Origin of the sequence: Hymenobacter lapidiphilus, from assembly GCF_013377885.1 — a bacterium.
GTDB lineage: Bacteria > Bacteroidota > Bacteroidia > Cytophagales > Hymenobacteraceae > Hymenobacter > Hymenobacter lapidiphilus.
In genome coordinates this window covers 1-18775 of record NZ_JABKAU010000038.1, presented here as the reverse complement: position 1 = coordinate 18775, position 18775 = coordinate 1, and the positions used below count along the sequence as shown (strand labels likewise).

General features: G+C 62.8%; 14 protein-coding genes. 4 read left to right on the top strand and 10 right to left on the bottom strand.

The genetic code is table 11. The features are described from left to right. Positions 1–44: 44 nt before the first annotated feature. The 10 genes from HW554_RS16525 to HW554_RS16480 all read right to left on the bottom strand — a co-directional run bounded on the left by HW554_RS16525 (position 45) and on the right by HW554_RS16480 (position 12339). Positions 45–1421, bottom strand: coding sequence for a sigma-54-dependent transcriptional regulator (locus tag HW554_RS16525; RefSeq protein WP_176909686.1), 1377 nt, complete (start codon positions 1419–1421; stop codon positions 45–47). A gap of 171 nt (positions 1422–1592) precedes the next feature. Beyond that, positions 1593–2294, bottom strand: coding sequence for a GIN domain-containing protein (locus HW554_RS16520; RefSeq protein WP_176909685.1), 702 nt, complete (start codon positions 2292–2294; stop codon positions 1593–1595). A gap of 139 nt (positions 2295–2433) precedes the next feature. Beyond that, complete coding sequence (locus HW554_RS16515; RefSeq protein ID WP_246285370.1) at positions 2434–3273, bottom strand: DUF5694 domain-containing protein; 840 nt, start codon at positions 3271–3273, stop codon at positions 2434–2436. Between the two features lie 192 nt (positions 3274–3465). After that, positions 3466–4656 (bottom strand): ABC transporter permease, encoded by a 1191-nt coding sequence (locus tag HW554_RS16510; RefSeq protein WP_176909684.1) that lies wholly within the window; start codon positions 4654–4656, stop codon positions 3466–3468. Further along, the gene (locus HW554_RS16505) at positions 4653–5906 is read right to left on the bottom strand and encodes an ABC transporter permease (protein ID WP_176909683.1); all 1254 of its coding nucleotides are present in this window, start codon (positions 5904–5906) and stop codon (positions 4653–4655) included. Before HW554_RS16505 ends, HW554_RS16510 begins: the two co-directional genes overlap by 4 nt. A gap of 123 nt (positions 5907–6029) precedes the next feature. Next, on the bottom strand, positions 6030–7229 hold the full coding sequence (locus HW554_RS16500; RefSeq protein WP_176909682.1) for an FtsX-like permease family protein: 1200 nt from the start codon (positions 7227–7229) through the stop codon (positions 6030–6032). Further along, positions 7226–8467 (bottom strand): ABC transporter permease, encoded by a 1242-nt coding sequence (locus tag HW554_RS16495; protein WP_176909681.1) that lies wholly within the window; start codon positions 8465–8467, stop codon positions 7226–7228. Before HW554_RS16495 ends, HW554_RS16500 begins: the two co-directional genes overlap by 4 nt. Positions 8468–8568: 101 nt before the next feature. Next, positions 8569–9237: an ABC transporter ATP-binding protein gene (locus tag HW554_RS16490; RefSeq protein WP_176899866.1), complete on the bottom strand. Its 669-nt coding sequence runs from the start codon at positions 9235–9237 to the stop codon at positions 8569–8571. A gap of 280 nt (positions 9238–9517) precedes the next feature. Next, positions 9518–10936, bottom strand: a complete 1419-nt coding sequence (locus HW554_RS16485; protein ID WP_176909680.1) for a TolC family protein — start codon at positions 10934–10936, stop codon at positions 9518–9520. 158 nt (positions 10937–11094) lie between these two features. Further along, positions 11095–12339 (bottom strand): efflux RND transporter periplasmic adaptor subunit, encoded by a 1245-nt coding sequence (locus tag HW554_RS16480; protein ID WP_176909679.1) that lies wholly within the window; start codon positions 12337–12339, stop codon positions 11095–11097. An 833-nt stretch (positions 12340–13172) separates the two neighbouring features. Here HW554_RS16480 and HW554_RS16475 point away from each other — a divergent pair. The 4 genes from HW554_RS16475 to hisS all read left to right on the top strand — a co-directional run bounded on the left by HW554_RS16475 (position 13173) and on the right by hisS (position 18692). Further along, on the top strand, positions 13173–15689 hold the full coding sequence (locus tag HW554_RS16475; RefSeq protein ID WP_176909678.1) for an outer membrane beta-barrel protein: 2517 nt from the start codon (positions 13173–13175) through the stop codon (positions 15687–15689). Between the two features lie 355 nt (positions 15690–16044). Beyond that, the gene (locus HW554_RS16470) at positions 16045–16671 is read left to right on the top strand and encodes a DUF2459 domain-containing protein (protein WP_176909677.1); all 627 of its coding nucleotides are present in this window, start codon (positions 16045–16047) and stop codon (positions 16669–16671) included. A gap of 131 nt (positions 16672–16802) precedes the next feature. Beyond that, complete coding sequence (locus HW554_RS16465) at positions 16803–17165, top strand: hypothetical protein (protein ID WP_176909676.1); 363 nt, start codon at positions 16803–16805, stop codon at positions 17163–17165. Positions 17166–17255: 90 nt separating this feature from the next. Continuing rightward, positions 17256–18692: a histidine--tRNA ligase gene (gene hisS / locus HW554_RS16460; protein WP_176909675.1), complete on the top strand. Its 1437-nt coding sequence runs from the start codon at positions 17256–17258 to the stop codon at positions 18690–18692. The last annotated feature ends 83 nt before the right edge of the window (positions 18693–18775 follow it).

Here is an 18775-nt window from a genome sequence, read left to right as displayed (position 1 = left end):
GCTAAGAAGCAATGAGAGTTGGGGTGCATTCCGGCAAGGAAGCACTACGCATCGAAAGGAATACTATATTTCTCCAAACGCCGGTAAAGTGCCCCGCGGCTCAGGCCCAGCGCCCGGGCCACGCGACTGATGTTGCCCTCGTAGTGCGCTATGCTCTGCCTAATCATCTGCTCCTCCAGCTCCTCCAGGGTCATGGTGCCGGGGGCGGGCAGCTCGTTGGCCGCTGCAGATGAAGTGGATGGCGTGAACGTCTGGGCTCGGAAATCCTCGGGAGCCAGCTCGTCGTGGCCACTCACCAGCACGGCGCGCTCCACCACATTTTTCAGCTCGCGGATGTTGCCCGGCAGCGGCTGCTCCTGCAGCCAGTGCAACGCCCGGGTGCCCACCTGCAGCGCCGGGCGCTGGTAAGTGGCGCGCAGCTGCTCCACGAAATGGCGCACCAGCAGGCCGATGTCCTGGGGCCGCTCGCGCAGGGCGGGCAGGCGCACGGTTATCAGGTTGATGCGGTAGAACAGGTCTTCGCGGAAACGGCCGGCCCGCACCTCCTCGGCCAGCCGGCGGTTGGTGGCGCATACCACCCGAATGTCGAGGCGGCGGGGCTTGCTGTCGCCGAGCACCTCGTAGGTGCGGTCCTGGAGTACGCGCAGCAACTTTACCTGCGAGGAAAGATCCAGCTCCCCGATTTCATCCAGAAAAATGGTGCCGCCCTGGGCCAGCTCGAAGCGCCCCACCCGGTCGGTTTTAGCATCCGTAAACGCCCCGCGGCGGTGGCCGAACAGCTCACTCTCAAACAGGGAGGCCGAAATGCCACCCAGGTTCACCTTCACGAAGGGCTGGCGGCGGCGCGGGCTGTTGCGGTGCAGGGCCTCGGCAATCAGCTCCTTGCCCGTGCCCGATTCGCCCTCGATGAGCACGGCCGCATCGGTGGCCGCCACCTGGCCCACCTGGCGCAGCACATCGAGCAGGCCCGCATCCTGGCCCACAATCTGCTCAAAATCGTAGCGGGCATCGAGCTGGCGGCGGGTGAGGGCGGGGCCAGCCAGCGGCTCGGGTGCGTGCAGCGCCAGCACGGTGGCAATGGTGCTCAGCAGGTGCTCGTTGTTCCAGGGCTTGGTCAGAAACTCGGCGGCCCCGGCCTTCATGCCCTCCACGGCCAGCGCAATGCTGCCCCAGCCCGTCAGCAGTATCACGGGCAGCGCGGGCCACTTTTGCTTGAATTCGGCCAGTAGCCGCAGCCCATCGGCCCCGCTGGTTTCGAGCGCGAAGTTCATATCCAGCAGCACCAGCCGGGGCGGCATGGCTTCGGCGGCGGCCAGCGCCTCGGCGGCCCCGGGCACGGCCTGGGTTTGGTAGCCGGCCTGCTTCAGCAGCAAGCCCAGCGAGGTGCGGACGGCCACATCGTCGTCGACAAGTAGAATCATGTTTGGGGTAAGAGGATGACGATTTTGAAGAACGATGTCATGCTGAGCGAAGCGTAGCAGAGTCGAAGTATCTCTACCGCCAAAGTAATCCAGACGTTTGGTTAGCATTGCGGTAGAGATGCTTCGACTTCGCTGCGCTTCGCTCAGCATGACATCGTTCTTTCCAGCGACCTACCGGTTTCGTACGCTGCCGCCGCTGCTGGTGCGCTTGTTTACTTTAGCCGAGCCGCTGTAGCTGACGCCGCCGCCGCTGCTGGCGTTGGCCATCAGGTTGTCCTGCACGTTCACGGCAATAATACCGCCGCTGCTGGCGCTGGCCTCGCAGCCGGCCGCTTCCAGGGTGCGGCCCTTGAACACGGCTCCGCTCGAAACGTCCACTTTCAGCTGTTTCGCTTTCCCGGTGAGCGTGGCCACAGCCCCGCTGCTCAGGTCGAGGTCGAGCGTAGCGGCCCGGAAATCGGCCACCAGCACCGCGCCCGACGAGAGGTCGACGGCCATCTTATCGGTGGCGTAAGGGCCGGGCACGGTCAGCTGGGCACCGCTGCTGCCCCCGAGCTTGCTGATGACGGGAGATGCCACCTCTACCCGCAGGTTGCGAACCTGGTTTTTGCGGCCGACCTGTTCCTCCTTCTCGCGCTCGAAGGAAACGATGAGTACGCCGTTGCGGACTTCGGTTTTGAGGCGGGCCAGCAACGCGGCCGTTTCGGCGCGGGCCTCCACGCGCTGGGTGCCGGTGGTCAGGTTCAGCTCGATGCCGTTGCTGACTTCGATGGCGGTGAAGGGTGCCAGCGCGCGGGTTTCGGCGGCCGATTGGGCCAGGGCGGGCACCAGGGCCAGCAGCCAGAGCAGGGCGAGAGTCGTTAGGTTTTTCATAGGAAAAGGAGGTGAAGTGGATGATGTAGCGGCAGATGCGTAGCGCCGGAGTTTGGTTGCCTGTTGGGCTTTCGATTGTTTTCTCGCAGCGGTTCGCGGAGGCCTGGCCGGAGGTAAAAGGAGGTCGGGCGGAAGCTGCCTACCTGCGCCCTTTCTCATCCAGCCGCAGGAGTTTCGTTTTGTTGGTTTTCAGATACTTCGCGGCGTGCATCACCTCATAGGCCGGATTAACAGCCAGGAGTTCTTCCAGCACCCCCACGTGGGCCACTCCAAACAGTGCCAGCACGCGCTTGGCCTGGGTTTGCTGCTGCGCCCGCAGGATGTTCGAATAGATTTTGAGGTTGCGGTTGTAGAACAAGGTGATAAAATGAGCCCCGATATATTCGGTGTCTACCTTACCTAAATCAACCGTGTTGGTGCCGCCCGCCACGAAACTACCGTCCATCACCAGGGCCGGAGTATTGAACTGCATGCGGTGCAGCAGGCCAACAATGGCAGGCTGATTGACCAGCGCCAGGTAGTCGTTCAGCGAAAGGCTGTCCTTCTGCACCAAAGCCCTCAGTGGCCGGGCAACGGTCTGTACCCGCCGGAGCTCCTGCGTAAAGGCGTCGATGTTGGTGCCGCTGCTCAGCAGGCTCTGCGATGTGGCGGCGTAATAGTCTACCCCTTTGGGGCTGGGCAACCCGAGCTGCCGGGCCAGCGCGAAACCTATCTGGTACCGCTCACTACGCCCGGTCGGCAGGTCTTCCAGTCGCAGAGTCCCCTTCTGATACAGTGCGTACAGGCTATCTATCTGGGGCTGCTCTTTGGGTTCGGCTTCTACCAGAATAACGTCGGGCCGAAACTTGGCCAACTGCGCACGCACTCTGGCCAGCTCCGCCTGCTTTTTGGGGCTGAACACATCGGACGCGGGCTGCCTGTTGTAGAGCTGCTGGAGGTGGTCGGAGCCGACTACCATAGCCTGAACCTTCGTAGCCATAGAACGTTGCGCCACACCTACCAGCGGCAGACGCAGCGCGAGCAGGATCAGTGAAAGGCGAAGAAGGTAATGTTGAGGCATCAGATACTTTGTGGTGGATGGCATGGAGCGACTAAACAGCGTGGCCTGCTCCCGGCAAACAGCGCATGCTATCAGCGTTTTCAGAGCCGGCCGCCGCGTTGGAAGTTCAGCTTATTCTTCGCGCAGCGCCACGGCGGGCTGAATACCGGCCGCCAGCCGGCTCGGGTACAGGGCGCATACCGTGGCCAGCAGATACAGGGTCCCGGCCGCCAGCAGCATGGCCGTGAAGTAAATATCGGGCCGCACATTCTGCACGCCCAGCAGCGGAAACTGCACCGCCACCAGCAGCCCCAGCGCCAGCCCGAAGGTAGTGATGACCAGGATTTCGCCCAGCACCTGCCCGCTGATGCCGCCGGCCGTAGCACCCATGGCCCGGCGCACGCCAATCTCGCCCCGCCGCCGACTGATGTTCAGCCACAGCACTCCAAATAGCCCCAACCCTACATTGATAAGCAGAAACAGGCACACCACGCCCAGCAACACGGGCAGTACCAAGCCAGCTTTCAGCTGCGTCTGTCGCTGGTCGGGCAGCGTTGTGATGTTGCTGATCCAGGTGGGACCGGCACTCCGGATGTCGGCGCTGAGCTTCTTTTCCAGCTCCGCGCCGCTGCCGGGCTTCACCGCCAATAGCAGCCGGCTGGCGGCGCGGCTCGTATCCTCGGAGCTAACGTGCACGAACATGCCCGGCTGGGGCTCGCTCAGCTCGCCGCCGGCCCGGTAGGAGCCGCTCACGCCCACCACCTGCCACTCGCGGTCTTTGTTGCCGATGCGCTTGCCCACAGCCAATCCGCCAGGGCCGAACAGCTCGTCGCGCAGCTGCTCGTTGATGACAACCGACGGGCGGGTCGCGGCCTCGTCGCGGCGGTCGAACCAGCGGCCCGCCCGCAGCTCCAGGCCCATCACTCCGCTCAGCTCCGGGCTGGCATAGTAAATGTTCACCGGCTCCACGGTTCGCTTCACGCCGTTCTGTTCGGTTTCCAGGTAGATGTTGTTAGTGCTGAAACTGAACGGCGTGTTGGAAGAAGTTCGCGCCACGCCCACGACGCCCGGCGTGGCCCGCAGCTGGCGCAGAATGGTTTGCAGTGTGGCGTACTGCTCGGGGCGGGGCTGGGTGCCGGCATCCAGGTTGATTTGCCACACGTTTTCGTAGCCGAAGCCCAGCGGTGCCCGGTAGTTGCGGTAGTTGTACAGGCCCACGCTGCCCACGATAAACAGCACCACAAAGGCCAGGAATATTTCGGCCAGCAGCAGGCCATTGGCCCGGCGGCGGTTCCACATCAGAGTAATCAGGTGGCGTATCATAAGGCGGTTTCTCCTTTCAAGACCTGGGCGGCCTGTAGTTTCGACATTTTGTAAGCCGGGTACACCCCCGACAGCATTCCAAAAACCAACGCCAGCCCTAGCGCCACCAGAAATACCCGGCCGTTGAGCGCGAACTGGGCGTAAGGAATCAGGTGGGTGCTGTTGATAAAGGCCAGCGCCCCCGCCGCCAGCGCCAGCCCCAGCAGGCCCCCCAGCAGCGTCAGGAAGATGTTTTCGAGCAGGAACTGCCGCATCAGCGCCCCGGTGGTGGCCCCGAAGGCCTTGCGCACCCCAATCTCGGAGGCACGTTCCAGGGTCCGGCTCACGTTCACGTTCACCAGGTTGAGGGCTGGCAGCAGCATAAACAACAGGGCCAACGCCGCCGCAATGCGCGCAAACACCCCACTGGCCCCGTCGGGCGACGTATCGCCGCTGCCCTGGGCCATCAGTGAAGCAAACATCGTATGCGCCCGCGAAGCCACCTTTTTGAACTCCTTGGGGTCGGGCAGCGGCACCCGGTCAATCACCTGCTGGTACTCGGCTTTCACCGCGTCTATATCGGCCGGTGAGCGGGCCAGCAGAATGGCCATGTAGCCGCCCAGATAATCGGGGTCGCGCAGGTTGGCCGTCGTAGTGCTCAGCGGAGTCCACACCTCGGCGTAGGTCTGAATGCGCGACAGCGGCACGTCGCGCACCACGCCCACCACCCGGTAGCGCACGGCATCCAGTTCCAGCACCCGACCCACTACACCCTGCGCGGTTCCAAAGTAGCGGCGGGCCGTATTTTCGTTGATAACCGCCACCAGCGCCGCGTCGCGCTGCTCCTGCCTGTTAAAGGGCCGCCCCTCCAGAAAGTCGAAGTCCAGCACCTGCCAGAACACGTCGTCGGTGCGCTTGAGGTCGAGTTTGAGGGTCTGGTTGCCCACGTAGGCGGGCAACGTGGTAGTGGTTTGCTCGCTAATTGACACCTTGGCCGGGGTTTTCAGGGTCCGTGCGTACTTGTCCAGAAAAGCGTAGCCCAGTGCCGAGTTGCTGGTTCCTCCGTCGCGGTATTCCAGCACCATTCGCGTGATGAACAGTAGCCGGTCGGTGCGCCGCTCGGGCATACCCGGTCCTGCAGTGCCATCGGCCATGGCGTACACCACCAGCAAAATCATCAGCGTAAACGAGATGCCGAACAAACTGATGAAGGTGAAGAACTTGCGCCGCAGCAACACCTTCCAAGCTATTTTCAGGTAGGAAAGGAACATATCAGTTTTAATTAAAAAATTGAGAAGTGAAAATTTAAAAAACGTATCACAAAAGACAACTTATCTATTTCATATTTTATTAAAATGCTGATTAATACAAATTATTGGTTTTTGATTAACTTCTTATTCCTCGCGCAGAGCCACGGCGGGCTGAATGCGGGCGGCTAGCCAGCTGGGTTGCAGCGTACAGAGCAGTGTGAAAACGTACAGCACTACCAGCGCCAGTAGCATCCCCAGCAGGTACACGTGGGTGCTCACACCCAGCACGCCCAGCAGCGGAAACTGGGCCGCAATAAATAGCCCCGGCAGCAGCGCCAGCGTCGTAAGCACCAGTGTTTCGACCACGAACTGCCGGCCGATATCGGTGGCGGTAGCGCCCAGGGCCCGGCGCAATCCTATTTCGTCGCGGCGCTGGCTGATGGCCTGCCACAGCATCCCGAACAGGCCTAGCGCCACATTCAGCAGCAAAAAGGCACTGATTATGCCCACGGCCAGCAGCGGAGCCAAGCTGGTTTGCAGAGCCAGAGCGCGGCTGTCGGAAAGCGGCGTGGCACTCACCGTCCAGGTTTTGGTAATGGCCGTTACGATGCGCACCAGCTGCTGCTCCAGGGCGGCGCCGGTACCAGGCTTCACCTTCACCAGCAGTGTGTAGGCAAACATGCGCGTACCATCGGCCGGCGGCACCCGGCGCCGAAAAACCACCGGCTGGGGCGGGCCCAGTTCGCCGCCCGGGCGGTACGAGCCTACCACGCCCACCACGCGGCCTTCCGCCTTCTCGTTCTCGTTTAGGGCATGCTGCAGCCTGATGCGCTGGCCCAGCGCCGGCCGATTACCGAAAAATGCTTCCCGCATCTCGCGGTTGATGATGATAGGCGGCAGGCCAGCCGCTTCATCGCGACGGTCGAACCAGCGACCTTCCAGCAGCGGCATTTCCAGCAGCGCCGCAAACTGGTCGTCGGTTTCTACCTCCGCTACTATCAGTGGCGGCTGGCCGGCGACGGTAGCGGTGCTGTTCATAATGTATTCGCTGAACGGAGTGCTGTACATAGCCAGGCTAACTACCTCCACCCCCGGTTGCTGCCCAAGCTGCCGCTGCAGGCGCAGCAGCGTAGGCTCTTGGGGCAGTGTATCGTTGTTGGTAGCCAGACGCAGCGTCCAGACCTGCTCGTAGGAGAAGCCGGGCGGCTGGCGCAGGGCCAGGCCCACCACGGCCACCAGGCAGCCCAAACCGAAGAGCACCAGAAACGTGAGCAGCAGCTCCAGTGCGAGCAGGCCATTAGCGGCTTTGCGGCGCCAGATAAGCTTGAGAAGATGCCGAATCATGCGCGGGCGTGTTTAAGGGCCTCCACGGCCGAAAGCCGCGCCATGCGCCAGGCCGGGTAAGCCCCCGACAGCAGGCCAAAAACCAGCGTGGCCGCCAGCGCCCAGCCAAAAACTACCAGGCTCGGTTGGAAATGACCGTAGGCCGCCAGGTAGCCGTTACTCAGCCCCCGTAGCAGCGCCGCGGCCAGCACCAACCCCAGCAGACCGCCGAGCAGCGTCAGGACCAAGGTTTCGACCACGAATTGCCCGGCCAGCGTACCAGCCGTGGCACCAAAGGCCTTGCGGATGCCAATTTCGGAGGCCCGCTCCCGCATCCGGCTCACGTTCATGCTAATCAGGTTGAGGGCCGGCAGCAACAGCAGCAGCGCCACCGCCCCGCCGCTTAGCACCCGGAACAGCTGCACGGGTTTGCTCGTCCAGTTGTAGCGCGCCAGCAGCCGGTCGGCCACCGACTCGCCCAGCGTGCTGGGCAAGAAGGCAATTCGGCTGTCGCCATCCATCGGAATGGCGGCCACGGCCCGGCGTAGCGCGGCCCGCATATCGGGTACGGCTGCCGTCGATGGAGCCAGCAGCAACAGTTCGCTTTCCCCAAAAGGCACCTCCGGCTGGCGTTCCAGCGCGCTTGGTTCGTAGGGTGTCCAGAGGTCGGCGTAGGCATGAAAACGCATGGTGGGCACATCGGCCACCACGCCCACCACCCGGTAGCGCTTCTCGTTGGCTTCCAGCACCTGCCCCACTGCCGGCTGGCCGGCCCCAAAATACTGCCGGGCCGTGCGGGCGCTGATAACGGCTACCGCCTCGCCGCTGCGGGCCTGCCGCTCGGAATAGGGCCGGCCGGCCAGAAAGCGAAACTGCAGCACCTGCCAGAAACCGCCATCGGTAGGTTTGAGGGCCAGCGCCAGCTTGCGCCCGCCCACGTAGGCGGCCACCGCCTGCACTTCGGCGCTGATGCCCACCTGCACGCCCGGCCCCAGCTTCCGCAGGTGCTGGTTTATCAGCCAATAGCTGGGCCGCACTTTCATCTCGCCGTTGCCGGGCATTTTCAGCTGCATGTAGCTGCCAAACAGCAACCGGTCGGGGTACTGCTCGGGCGCATAGGCACCCGCCGCCCGATCGTAGAGCGCCACGCCCACCAGCAGAATCATCAGCGTGAAGCTGATGCCCACCAAACTGGTAAGCGTAAAAAACTTACGCCGCAGCAGTACCTTCCAGGCTATTTTCAGGTAAGACAAAAACATTATTTTTAATTAAAAACTGATAATCAAAATCAAAAATCACCTTACTGATAGATGCAGCAGTGTAAATTTTTAATTTCTCATTGTTGATTTTTAATTCCCTTTCAACTCACCTGGCTACCGTCGAAGAAGCGGATGAGGCGCTGGGTTTTAAGAGCCTGCTGCTCGTCGTGGGTCACCATCACAATGGTGGTGCCCTGCTCGCGGTTGAGGGTCAGCAGCAGGTCCATGATTTCCTCGCCCATCACCGAGTCGAGGTTGCCGGTAGGCTCATCGGCCAGTATGATTTCGGGCTCGCCGGCCAGGGCACGGGCAATAGCTACGCGCTGGCGCTGCCCGCCCGAAAGTTGGCTCGGGAAGTGGCCGGTACGCGCCCCGAGGCCCACTTTTTCGAGGGCCGCGTAGGCCCGCTGGCGGCGCTCCTTGCCGCCCACCCCGGCCCGGTATAGCAGCGGCAGCTCCACGTTATCAAGCACCGAGAGGTCGTTTATCAGGTGGTAGCTCTGGAATACGAAACCGATTTTGTGGTTGCGCAGCCGGGCCAGCTCCTTGTCGGAGTAGCTCTGCACGGGCCGGCCATCGAGTTCGAGCGTGCCGCTGGTGGGCTCGTCGAGCAGGCCCATAATGCTGAGCAGCGTGGATTTGCCGCAGCCCGAAGGCCCCATCACCGACACAAATTCGCCCTGATGAATGGTGAGGTTGACGTGGTTGAGGGCCACCGTTTCGATGGTGCGGGTCTGGTACACTTTCTCGATGCCGGTGAGCTGAAGCACGGCGCGGCCGGGGCCGGCTACCGGGGCTGCGGCGGGCTGCGGCGAATCGGTGGCCGAGGCGAACAGGTTGGTCATAAGACGGAAGTTGAAAAGGTGAGCTGTCCGGTTTCGAACAGGAGAAGCAGGTAGTTACAGGAGGATAGCCAAGCTATGGGCCAAATTTTTATAAAATTGATTTTCAAATACTTACGCGTAATAACAGAATTAACACTCTTGGAAATTGTGTCCGATTTCGGACGGGTTGTTCGGTTGCATTTCCTGCTATCATGCGCAATATCAGCTACTCCGTCGCCAGCGCCTCGCCCCGCTCGAAATCATAGAGCGTAAGGGCCCGCAGCCGGTAGTGGGCCACCCAGGCGGCCCGCAGCGTCTCGATGTAGGCGCGGCGGGCCTGGTCCTTCTCGGCGGTGGCAATGGTGAGGTCGGTGAGGCTGATGCGGCCGACCTGGTAGGTGGCCTGGGCAATGGCGTAGCGGCGGCGGGCCAGCGTATCGACGCGGGCCGCCAGTGCCAGTTGGGTGGCCAGCGTGCCGAGCTGGGCGGCCTGCACCTGCACTTCCTGCGCGAATGTGGCCTGCTCCTGCTGCACCTCGGTCTGGGCCTGCCGGCGGGCCAGCTCGGCCGTTTTCACCACCGCCTGCCGCCGGCCCCAGTCTACGAGCGGCACCGCGAAGCTCAGGCTCACCTGCTGCTGTTGCTGCAGCGCCGCATAGGTGTCCCAGAGGTTAGGCGCCTGGTTGATGTAGCCTAGGTTGGCCGCCAGCGTAGCCTGAAAACCGGTGGTGCCGCGGGCCCGGGCCACTTCGCGCTCCGCTTCGAGCAGCCGCCGCCGGAAGCTGAGCACCATTGCCCGGTTCTGCTGGGCCTGGCTGAGCGCTAGCTCGGGCGGCACCGCACCCAGCCGCGGCGTGGCGGGTACCTGCAGGCGCAGACTTTCGGCGGCCAGGCCGGTGTAGCGCTGCAGCTCCACGGCCGCGTTCCGGGCATCAAGGCGGGCCTGGGCTTCGGCCTGTTGGGCCGTGAGCAGGTTGAGTTCGAGCCGCAACAGGTCGCTTTGGGAAAGGCGACCGAGGCCGTACCGCTCCCGGCCCAGGCGCAGCAGCTCGGCGTTGGCCTGCACGTTCTGGCCGGCTACCTGGGCGCTTACCTGCTGACCCAGCACATCAAAATACAGCTCAGTTACGCGCTGAGCAATGGTTTCGCGCTCCTCCACAAATTGCCGGCCGCTTTCCTGATAGCGCAGCGGCTCCAGCCGCCGCGCCCAGCGCAGCTCATTAAAGCGCCCCACCGGTTGCAGCAGGCCAATGGCCACCGGCTGGTTGTTGTAGCGCCGGATGCTACCATTGAAATCATCGAACCGCTGCACCTCGGAGGCCACGAACACCTGCCCGCCCGTCAGGCCGATGTTCTGGCTGAGCGTGAGGGCCAGGTTGGAGTTGTTGAGCCGCACGGCCCGAAAATCGGTGGTGCCGTCGGGCTGCACCACGGGCGTAACGGCCCGGCTGTAGCCTGGCAATGTGCCCTGCAGGCCCAGTTGGGGCCGGTAGTTGGCCCGGTAACCCCGCCACTGCCAGTAGCTCTGGTCGCGGCTGGTACTCGCCCCGCGCGCCACCGCCGACTGGCTCAGTGCCTGATTGATAACCTCGTTTAGAGTTAAGCTGTCAGCTTTTAGCTGATAGCTTATAGCTTTCGTGCTCATAACTTGACTGACAGTAGCAGCCTGCTGGGCATTGGCTTCCAAGCCAGACAAGCTAACAGCTAATAGCCAACAGCTAACAGCCAAAACTCTCAGGGCGTTGGCTTCCAGACCGAAAAGGCTAACAGCTAGCAGCTGACAGCTAATAGCTATAATGTATCTCATTGGATGGTGAGTTCGGGGGTGTCGAGGTGGTCTTTCATATCGGAGACGATGATTTCCTCGCCGGGGCGCAGGCCGCCGGTTATTTGCACGTAGTCGAAGTTGGAGTCGCCGAACTGCACGGTGCGGCGCAGGGCGCGGCCGTTGCTCACCACAAACACCGGCTGCTCTTTGCCACCCTGGTAAAAGGGCCCATTGCGCACCCGCACGATGTTGTGGTGGGCCTTCGTCACCACGAACACGTCGGTGCGCAGGTTGGGGCGCAGGGCCGGGTGATGGTCCTGGGCCAGCGTGGCGTAGAACGTGACGGTGCCCTTGTCCACGGCGGGGCTCACGGTGCTGATGGTACCGCGCAAATCCTGGTCGTTGATGCGCACCACCACCGGGTCGCCGGGGCGCAGGGCGTCGGCGTAGGTATCAGAAATGGTGGCCCGCACCCGGAACCGGGTCAGGTCGGCCACGCGGGCCAGTGCGTCGCCGGCCTGCACGGTGGTGCCCAGCGCGTCGTTTACCCACGTGAGTACCCCCGGCTGCCGGCTGCTGATGTTGGCCTGGGCCAACTTGCCGGCCAGCTCAGCAATGCTGCGCTCCTGCATCTGCACCGTGAAACCCAGTTCGCGGCGGTCGGCAGCGTTGGCGGCCCGCTGGTTGGCCAGCTGCTGGGTCAGGCGCTGCTGCTCCAGCTGGGCCACGCGCAGATTCAGCTCGGCTTGGCGCACGCTTTCGGCCGTGCCGCCTCCTACTTTCAGCAAATACTGCTCGTCGCGCAGGGCCGACTGCAGGCTATTGATTTTTACACTCTGCACCCGCTGCTGGGACTGCAGGTCGTAGAGGGCTTTTTCGAGGGCCAGCTGCAGCTGGCTGCCGCGGTTACGGTTCTGCTGCTGGCCGTCTTCGAGCCTGGCCAGGGCCGAGGCGGTCAGTTCCCGGTCGAGCTCCACGATGGGCTGGCCTGCCTCCACCCGGCTACCCACGGCCACCAGCACCTGCCGGATGGTGCTGACAATGGGGCTGGTGAGCACGGCCTCATGGGCCGGAATTACTACGCCGGCCGCTGTGAGCGAGGCTTCCACGTTGCCGCGCTCACAGCGGGCCAGCAGCAGGGCGTTGCGCTCCAAACCAGGCCGTAGCACCGTTCGGAAAGCCAGTAGGGCCGCACCCAGGGCTAGCAGCAGCCCCACACCCAACAGCCAACGGCGGCGGTGACGGCGGTTCTGGGTGGCCGTTGAAATAACTCTGTCCATTTTCGTACAGCTAGAAGAAGTGTTCTACCAAGTGTAGCCAACGGCCGTGCCATTTATTTAACAACATGAATATCAACTTATTATACTCGATATCTGATAATCTAGGCCTGGTAAAGCTGTCCGTTTCCGGACAGCTTGTTCGGTTGCGCGGCAGCTCGCACTTTCGCCCGTAGCTCCCAACCAACCCAAGTCTATCAGCACGACGTAGGGGCGGGGCTTGTCCCCGCCCGCCGTTGAACGGCGCAACCCGAATCGTTGAACGGCGGGCGGGGGCAAGCCCCGCCCCTACGTCGTGCTGATAGACTTGGGTACCGCTTCCCTCCATTCGGTTAGTCATCAGCCGGCGGGCTGTGTCTGAGCACCCTCAAAAAACTCTGCGGCCCAGGCAACGGTACCCGCTTCGGTGCCATCTACCCCATTGTTGGTGTGCTGCGCAGTGGCTGAATGTGGCCAGACAGTTGAAACCGCGGCTTTATAGGGAAAAACGAATTTATTTTCAACAGTACCTTGCGTTGCATAGTACCTTTGCTTACCTTTGGTTCGTTGATTAGATAACCTCCTGGCCGCGCGGCTGCTCCTTCAGCGGAGCCCGGCGCGGCCCCCACCGAACACCGCCTTCGCGCCAATCGGGCCGGGTGGTGGGTGGCGGTCGGAAGCCTGACTTCCCTGCCGTCGCCCCGCGTGTTTCGGCTTCCCGGCACCCGCCTTTTTCGGCGGTTTGTGCCCCTGTTTCTCACGTCTGAAATACTGGCCACCAGGCCCATCCGGCGGAACCGCGGCCACCGGAAACGGCCCCTGCTTGCCTTTTATTTCCGGCTCAACCTTCCTTTTCCATGACTTCCTTTACCACTTCCAGCCAGTCCCCACGGGGCCTGGGGTTCCTCGCTGCGCCCTTTCTGGGCCTCACCTTCGGTCTGTTTTCGCTGACTGCCACCGCCCAGGGTCCGGCCCCAACGGCCTCCACGGGCCGCGTAACCGGCACCTTGCTGGAGCAGGGCACCGGCCAGCCCCTGCCCTTTGCCAGCGTGGTGCTGCTGCGGGCCCAGGATTCGAGCTTTGTAGCCGGGGCCGAAACCCTGGAAAACGGCTCGTTCCGGCTCGACCAGCTGGGCATGGGTTCCTACCTGCTCAAATCGTCGGCGGTGGGCTACCAGAGCCTGCGGCGACGCATTACGCTGACGGCCGCCGCGCCGGAGCTGGCGCTGGGCACCCTGCGGCTGGCCTCGATTACGACGCAGCTGAAGGGCGTGACCGTGACGGGCGAGCGGGCCGTGGTGGAAAATGAGCCGGGCAAGCGCGTTATCAACGTAGAGAAAGACCTGGCCAGCGTGGGCGGCATGGCCACCGATGTGCTGCGCAACGTGCCCTCGGTGGCCGTGGATGCCGGCGGCAGCGTGAGTTTGCGCGGCTCGTCCAACCTGACTATCCTTATTGATGGCAAGCCCAGCGGCGGCTCCAACGGCGGCCCCGGCCTCCGCCTCGACCAGATTCCGGCCTCCCGCATTGCCCGCATCGAGGTGATGACCAACCCCTCGGCCAAGTACGATGCCCAGGGAACCGGCGTCATCAACATCATCCTGAAAAAGCAGACCAAGAACGGCGTGAACGGCACGGTCAGCCTGCTCGGCGGCACCGGCGACAAGTACAACGCCAGCCTGAGCCTGAACCGCAAGCAGGGGCCCGCCAACCTGAGCCTGAGCTACGACCGCCAGGACGAAACCTACCGCGAACAAACCCGCAACCGCCAGTCCAGCGGCCTGATTTCGACCCGCCAGGACGGCACCGGCACCGAGCGCAATTTCTCGCACAGCCTCAACCTGGGCCTTAATCTCGACCTGAAGAAGGAGCAGAGCCTGAGCCTGAGTTTCAACCCAAATTGGCAGCAGGAATCCAACCGGTCCGAGCAGCTGCTGAGCACTGCCCGACCCGGCGAGCCCACCACCACCCAGCGGGGCGTACAGCAGCTCGATGTGGATGTGAAAGTATTTGAAAACGTGGCCAGCTACCGCCGCGGCTGGGAAAAACACCCCGGCCGCGAGCTGACGGCCGTGGGCGGGGCCGTGCTTATCCGAGCCGATGTTCCGGTAACCCAAACCCTGGAAAGCGGCGCCCTCACCAGCTGGCGGCAGCAGATGGATGTGGATGCCAACATCTACTTCGCCCAGGCCGACTACACGCTGCCACTGCCCGGCAATAAGGGCAAGCTGGAAACCGGCCTCAAAATAGAGCAGCAGCGCAGCAACGGTACGGCCGATTTGTTCAGCCAGCAGCCCGATGTGCCCGGTGGCTACGTGCGCGACCCGGCCCGCTCGCTGGCCTATAATTTCCGCCAGACGGTACCCGCCGCTTATGCTACCTATCAGCGCGGCTGGGGCAAGCACTGGAACGCCCAGGCCGGCCTGCGTACCGAGTACACCAGCGTAACCGGGGCCGTAGCGGGCGGCCAGGGCAAGTTCGATCTTGATTACCTGGGCCTGTTCCCGACGGCCAGCCTCAGCCGCCACTTCGGCCAGCGCGACACGGCCAAAACGGCCGAGCAGCCCCAGCAGCTGACGTTCAGCTACGCCCGCCGCCTCAACCGGCCCGGCTTTATGCAGCAGCTGGCCGTGCCGCTTTACCTGGACCCGCGCTTCTACCGCCTCGGCAACCCCGGGCTGCGGGCCGAATTCAGCCACAACCTGGAGCTGGGCCACCAGCTGAGTTTGCCCGGCGGGGCCGAAATCACGACGACGCTGTTCGGGCGCTTCACCTCTGATGCCATCCAGCGGCTGCGCGACGTGGACACGGTGGCCACCAACCGCAACCCCGCCGCCGGCTTGGTGCTGGTAGAAACCTACCGCAACTTGGGCACTACCACCAACGCCGGCCTGGAGCTAACCTGGAGCCAGCCGATTACGGCCTGGTGGCGGGTGCAGGCCAATGGTTCGCTGTTTATGGCCCATCTGAACACCAACGCCCCCGACGCCGCCTCGCGCCGGGCCCTCACCGGCACGGCCCGCCTCAACCAAAACTTCAGCCCCACTCCCGCCCTCGATGTGCAGCTGACCGGCTCTTACCGCTCGGCCACCCTCACGGCCCAAGGCCGGCAGCTGGCTACCGGTGGCCTCGATATTGCCCTGCGCCAGCGCCTGTGGCAGAACCGCGCCGCCCTCACGTTCCGCGTATCCGACCTGCTGAACACCCAGGTACGCCGGGCCGAAATCAATTCGCCCGAGCTGCAGTCCACGCTCTACACCAAGCCCGAAACCCGGGTTGCCTGGCTGGGCTTCACCTGGTACGTAGGCGCCAGCAAAGCCAAAGCCGGCCGCATCGAAGCCGCACCAAGTGGCGGTGGCGGGTTTGGGGGCTAGCGGCGAGATAGTGTCCTAGGACCAGTGGAGAACCTCATTCAGCGCGAAGCGCAGAATCTCGCGTAGGATTGCCGGACAATAATTGTTCAATGTCGGCACGCTGGATTCTGCGCTTCGCGCTGAATGACGTTCTTCACTGATCCTTGTTTACTGAAGCTGTTTAGAAAGTCAAAAGAACGTCATGCTGAGCGCAGTCGAAGCATCTCTACCGCTTCGTTAAACGACCACAACGAAGCGGTAGAGATGCTTCGACTGCGCTCAGCATGACGTCCTAACTGATTCCTGGCACTTCCTAAACAGCTTCACTATCTCACCAAAAGCAATGGCGGCTTTCGTGGCGTTTATTCTTCTGCTGATGACCGGAGCCGCAGTGCCAGTAAACCGGCAGTTCCGGTCCACGCCGGGCGGCGTACCGGTGTTTGTGGTGTCGAATGGCACGCACACCGATCTGGTACTGCCCGTGCGCGACCCGCAAACCGGCCACAACTGGCTGGCCGAGCTGAACCAGCCGGCCCTCACGGCCCGGTTCGGGCGCTACCCCTACGTGGGCTTTGGCTGGGGCAACGAGGGCTTTTTTCTGGGTTCGATGGGCGGGCGCACGCCCGGACCGGGCGCCGTGCTACGGGCCTTGTTGCCCTCCAAAACCCTGGTGCACGCCAGCTTCTATCGCACCGCGCCCGATTCGGGCATGCGGGTAGTACCGCTTCGGGTGTCAGCCGCGCAGTACGGGCGGCTGGTGGCGCATGTGCAGGCCGCGCTGGCCGCTCCCGACTCGGTGGGCCGCCGGCCGTTGCGCCAGCCGGGCGGTTACGGTAGCGCCGACTTTTTCTTCCGCGCCCGGGGCCGCTACCACGCTCTGCGCACCTGCAACGACTGGACCACGCGCGGCCTGCGCAAGGCCGGGCTGCGCGCCCCGCTCAAGTCGCCGCTGGCCGCGCCAGTATTATGGCACGCTCGGCGAACAGACCAAAAGACTCGCTGAATGCCAATATTTTATCGACTAAATTAAATTATCTTTCTAAAATCATATTTTGTCCTTGATGAAGCCGTAACTTGCACCTGCAAATACTCGCTTACAAGCGGAGTTATACCATTTATAGTGAGGACCGGAAGATGTTGGATGTACAGCGCGAAGAATTACCCCAGGCCTACCTGCTTATCCCTTCTTATGCAGCTACCAGCACCACCGATAACGTGGTGCTGGCCCGCGCCCTGCACCGTGCCAGCCGCGCCAACAAGCCAGCTGTAGTGGTAGACCTGAGCCTGCTGGACAGGCTTAGCAACGACGCAATCGATCTGCTATTGGCCTATTCCTTCGTGCTGCGGGCTCAGTCGCGCCAACTCATTCTGTGCCATACTCCCCAGGCCAGCCGCCACCGCTTCCAGTCTCTCGACCCCGACTCGCAGCCGCTACTGGTTGCCTCGGTGCTCGATGCCATGCAGGAAATCGAATTTGAGTCCTTCCGCAAGAGCTGATTTGGGGCCGGCGCGGAAGAATCGGGGAAAGTCCGGCGGAAAGCACGAATTTTGCGGCCGTACCACCGCATTCCGATTTCTTCGCCCCCGATGAGCAGCGTTCAGAAACCAAGCATCCCGCAAGGCACCCGCGACTTTGGCCCGGCCGTAGTGGCCCGCCGCAACTATATTTTCGGCGTAATCCGCCGCGTGTTCGAGAAGTTCGGCTACGCCCCGCTCGAAACCCCAACCCTGGAAAACCTAAGCGTACTCACCGGCAAATACGGCGACGAGGGCGACCAGCTGCTGTTCAAGGTGCTCAACTCGGGCAACTTCCTCAAAAAGCAGAAGGGCGAGGTTATCAAGGAGCAAGTAACTCCCGACGACCTGCTGGCCGGCCCGCGGGCAGTACTGCCCAAAATTGCCGAAAAGGGTCTACGCTACGACCTCACGGTACCCTTCGCCCGCTACGTAGTGATGAACCGGGGCACGCTGGTGTTTCCGTTTAAGCGCTACCAGATTCAGCCGGTGTGGCGCGCCGACCGGCCCCAGCGCGGCCGCTACCGCGAGTTTTACCAGTGCGACGCCGATGTGGTGGGCACCGATTCGCTGCTATGCGAAGCCGAAATCGTGCTCATGATGAGCGAGGCCCTCACCACGCTGGGCCTCAACGACCACACCATCAAAATAAACCACCGCCGGGTACTGGGTTCCTTCTATCAGGCCCTGGGTGGCGAGGGTACCGAAGTCGACCTGTTCACGGCCATTGATAAGCTCGACAAAATTGGGCGCGAGGGCGTAGAAAAGGAGCTGGCCGAGCGCGGCTTTTCGGCTGAGGCCATTGAAAAGCTATTCGACCTACTGAACGTGGAAGGCTCGTTCGAGGAGAAACTGGAGCGGCTGCTGGCTGCCTTCGTAACGGCCGGCGTGGAGCCCGATACCCCCGGCGCCGACGGCTACAAAGGCCTGCAGGACCTGCGCCAGGTGCTCGACTACCTGCGTGGTTTCGGCTTTGAAAAGTGGGACAACCTGGAGTTCGACGTAACACTGGCCCGGGGCCTGAGCTACTACACGGGCTGCATCTTCGAAATCAAGATCAACAACGTGAACATGGGCAGCGTGAGCGGTGGCGGCCGCTACGACAACCTCACCGGCGCCTTCGGGCTGCCGGGCGTGTCGGGCGTGGGCTTCTCGTTCGGCGTCGACCGCCTTTACGACTGCCTAGAGGAGCTAAACCTGTTCCCGGAGGCCGTAAACAGCACCTCGCGCTGCCTGCTGGCCAATTTCGATGCCGAAAGCGAAATAGCGGTACTGCCCGTACTGGCCCGCCTGCGGGCAGCGGGCATTGCCGCCGAGCTGTACCCCGAATCGGGCAAGCTGGGCCGGCAGTTCAAGTATGCCGATGGCAAAGGCATTCCATACGTACTGCTGCAGGGCCCCGAGGAACGCGCCGCTGGCCAGTTCAAGCTAAAAACAATGGCTACCGGCCAGGAGCAGACGCTGACACTGGAACAGGCATTAACAGAACTGGAAGCGGTTAGGGGTTAAGCTCCGGAGGTCGATGTAGGGGCGGGGCTTGTCCCCGCCCGCCGTTGAACGGAATCGTTGAAACGGTGCGGACGGCGGGCGGG

Excerpts from the sequence above, each read along its gene's own strand:
- HW554_RS16505 (WP_176909683.1), bottom strand. The coding sequence starts at position 5,906 with ATGTTCCTTTCCTACCTGAAAATAGCTTGGAAGGTGTTGCTGCGGCGC.
- HW554_RS16470 (WP_176909677.1), top strand. The coding sequence starts at position 16,045 with ATGACCGGAGCCGCAGTGCCAGTAAACCGGCAGTTCCGGTCCACGCCG.
- HW554_RS16485 (WP_176909680.1), bottom strand. The coding sequence starts at position 10,936 with ATGAGCACGAAAGCTATAAGCTATCAGCTAAAAGCTGACAGCTTAACT.
- HW554_RS16510 (WP_176909684.1), bottom strand. The coding sequence starts at position 4,656 with ATGATACGCCACCTGATTACTCTGATGTGGAACCGCCGCCGGGCCAAT.
- HW554_RS16480 (WP_176909679.1), bottom strand. The coding sequence starts at position 12,339 with ATGGACAGAGTTATTTCAACGGCCACCCAGAACCGCCGTCACCGCCGC.
- HW554_RS16500 (WP_176909682.1), bottom strand. The coding sequence starts at position 7,229 with ATGATTCGGCATCTTCTCAAGCTTATCTGGCGCCGCAAAGCCGCTAAT.
- HW554_RS16515 (WP_246285370.1), bottom strand. The coding sequence starts at position 3,273 with ATGGCTACGAAGGTTCAGGCTATGGTAGTCGGCTCCGACCACCTCCAG.
- HW554_RS16465 (WP_176909676.1), top strand. The coding sequence starts at position 16,803 with ATGTTGGATGTACAGCGCGAAGAATTACCCCAGGCCTACCTGCTTATC.
- HW554_RS16520 (WP_176909685.1), bottom strand. The coding sequence starts at position 2,294 with ATGAAAAACCTAACGACTCTCGCCCTGCTCTGGCTGCTGGCCCTGGTG.
- hisS (WP_176909675.1), top strand. The coding sequence starts at position 17,256 with ATGAGCAGCGTTCAGAAACCAAGCATCCCGCAAGGCACCCGCGACTTT.
- HW554_RS16525 (WP_176909686.1), bottom strand. The coding sequence starts at position 1,421 with ATGATTCTACTTGTCGACGACGATGTGGCCGTCCGCACCTCGCTGGGC.
- HW554_RS16475 (WP_176909678.1), top strand. The coding sequence starts at position 13,173 with ATGACTTCCTTTACCACTTCCAGCCAGTCCCCACGGGGCCTGGGGTTC.
- HW554_RS16495 (WP_176909681.1), bottom strand. The coding sequence starts at position 8,467 with ATGTTTTTGTCTTACCTGAAAATAGCCTGGAAGGTACTGCTGCGGCGT.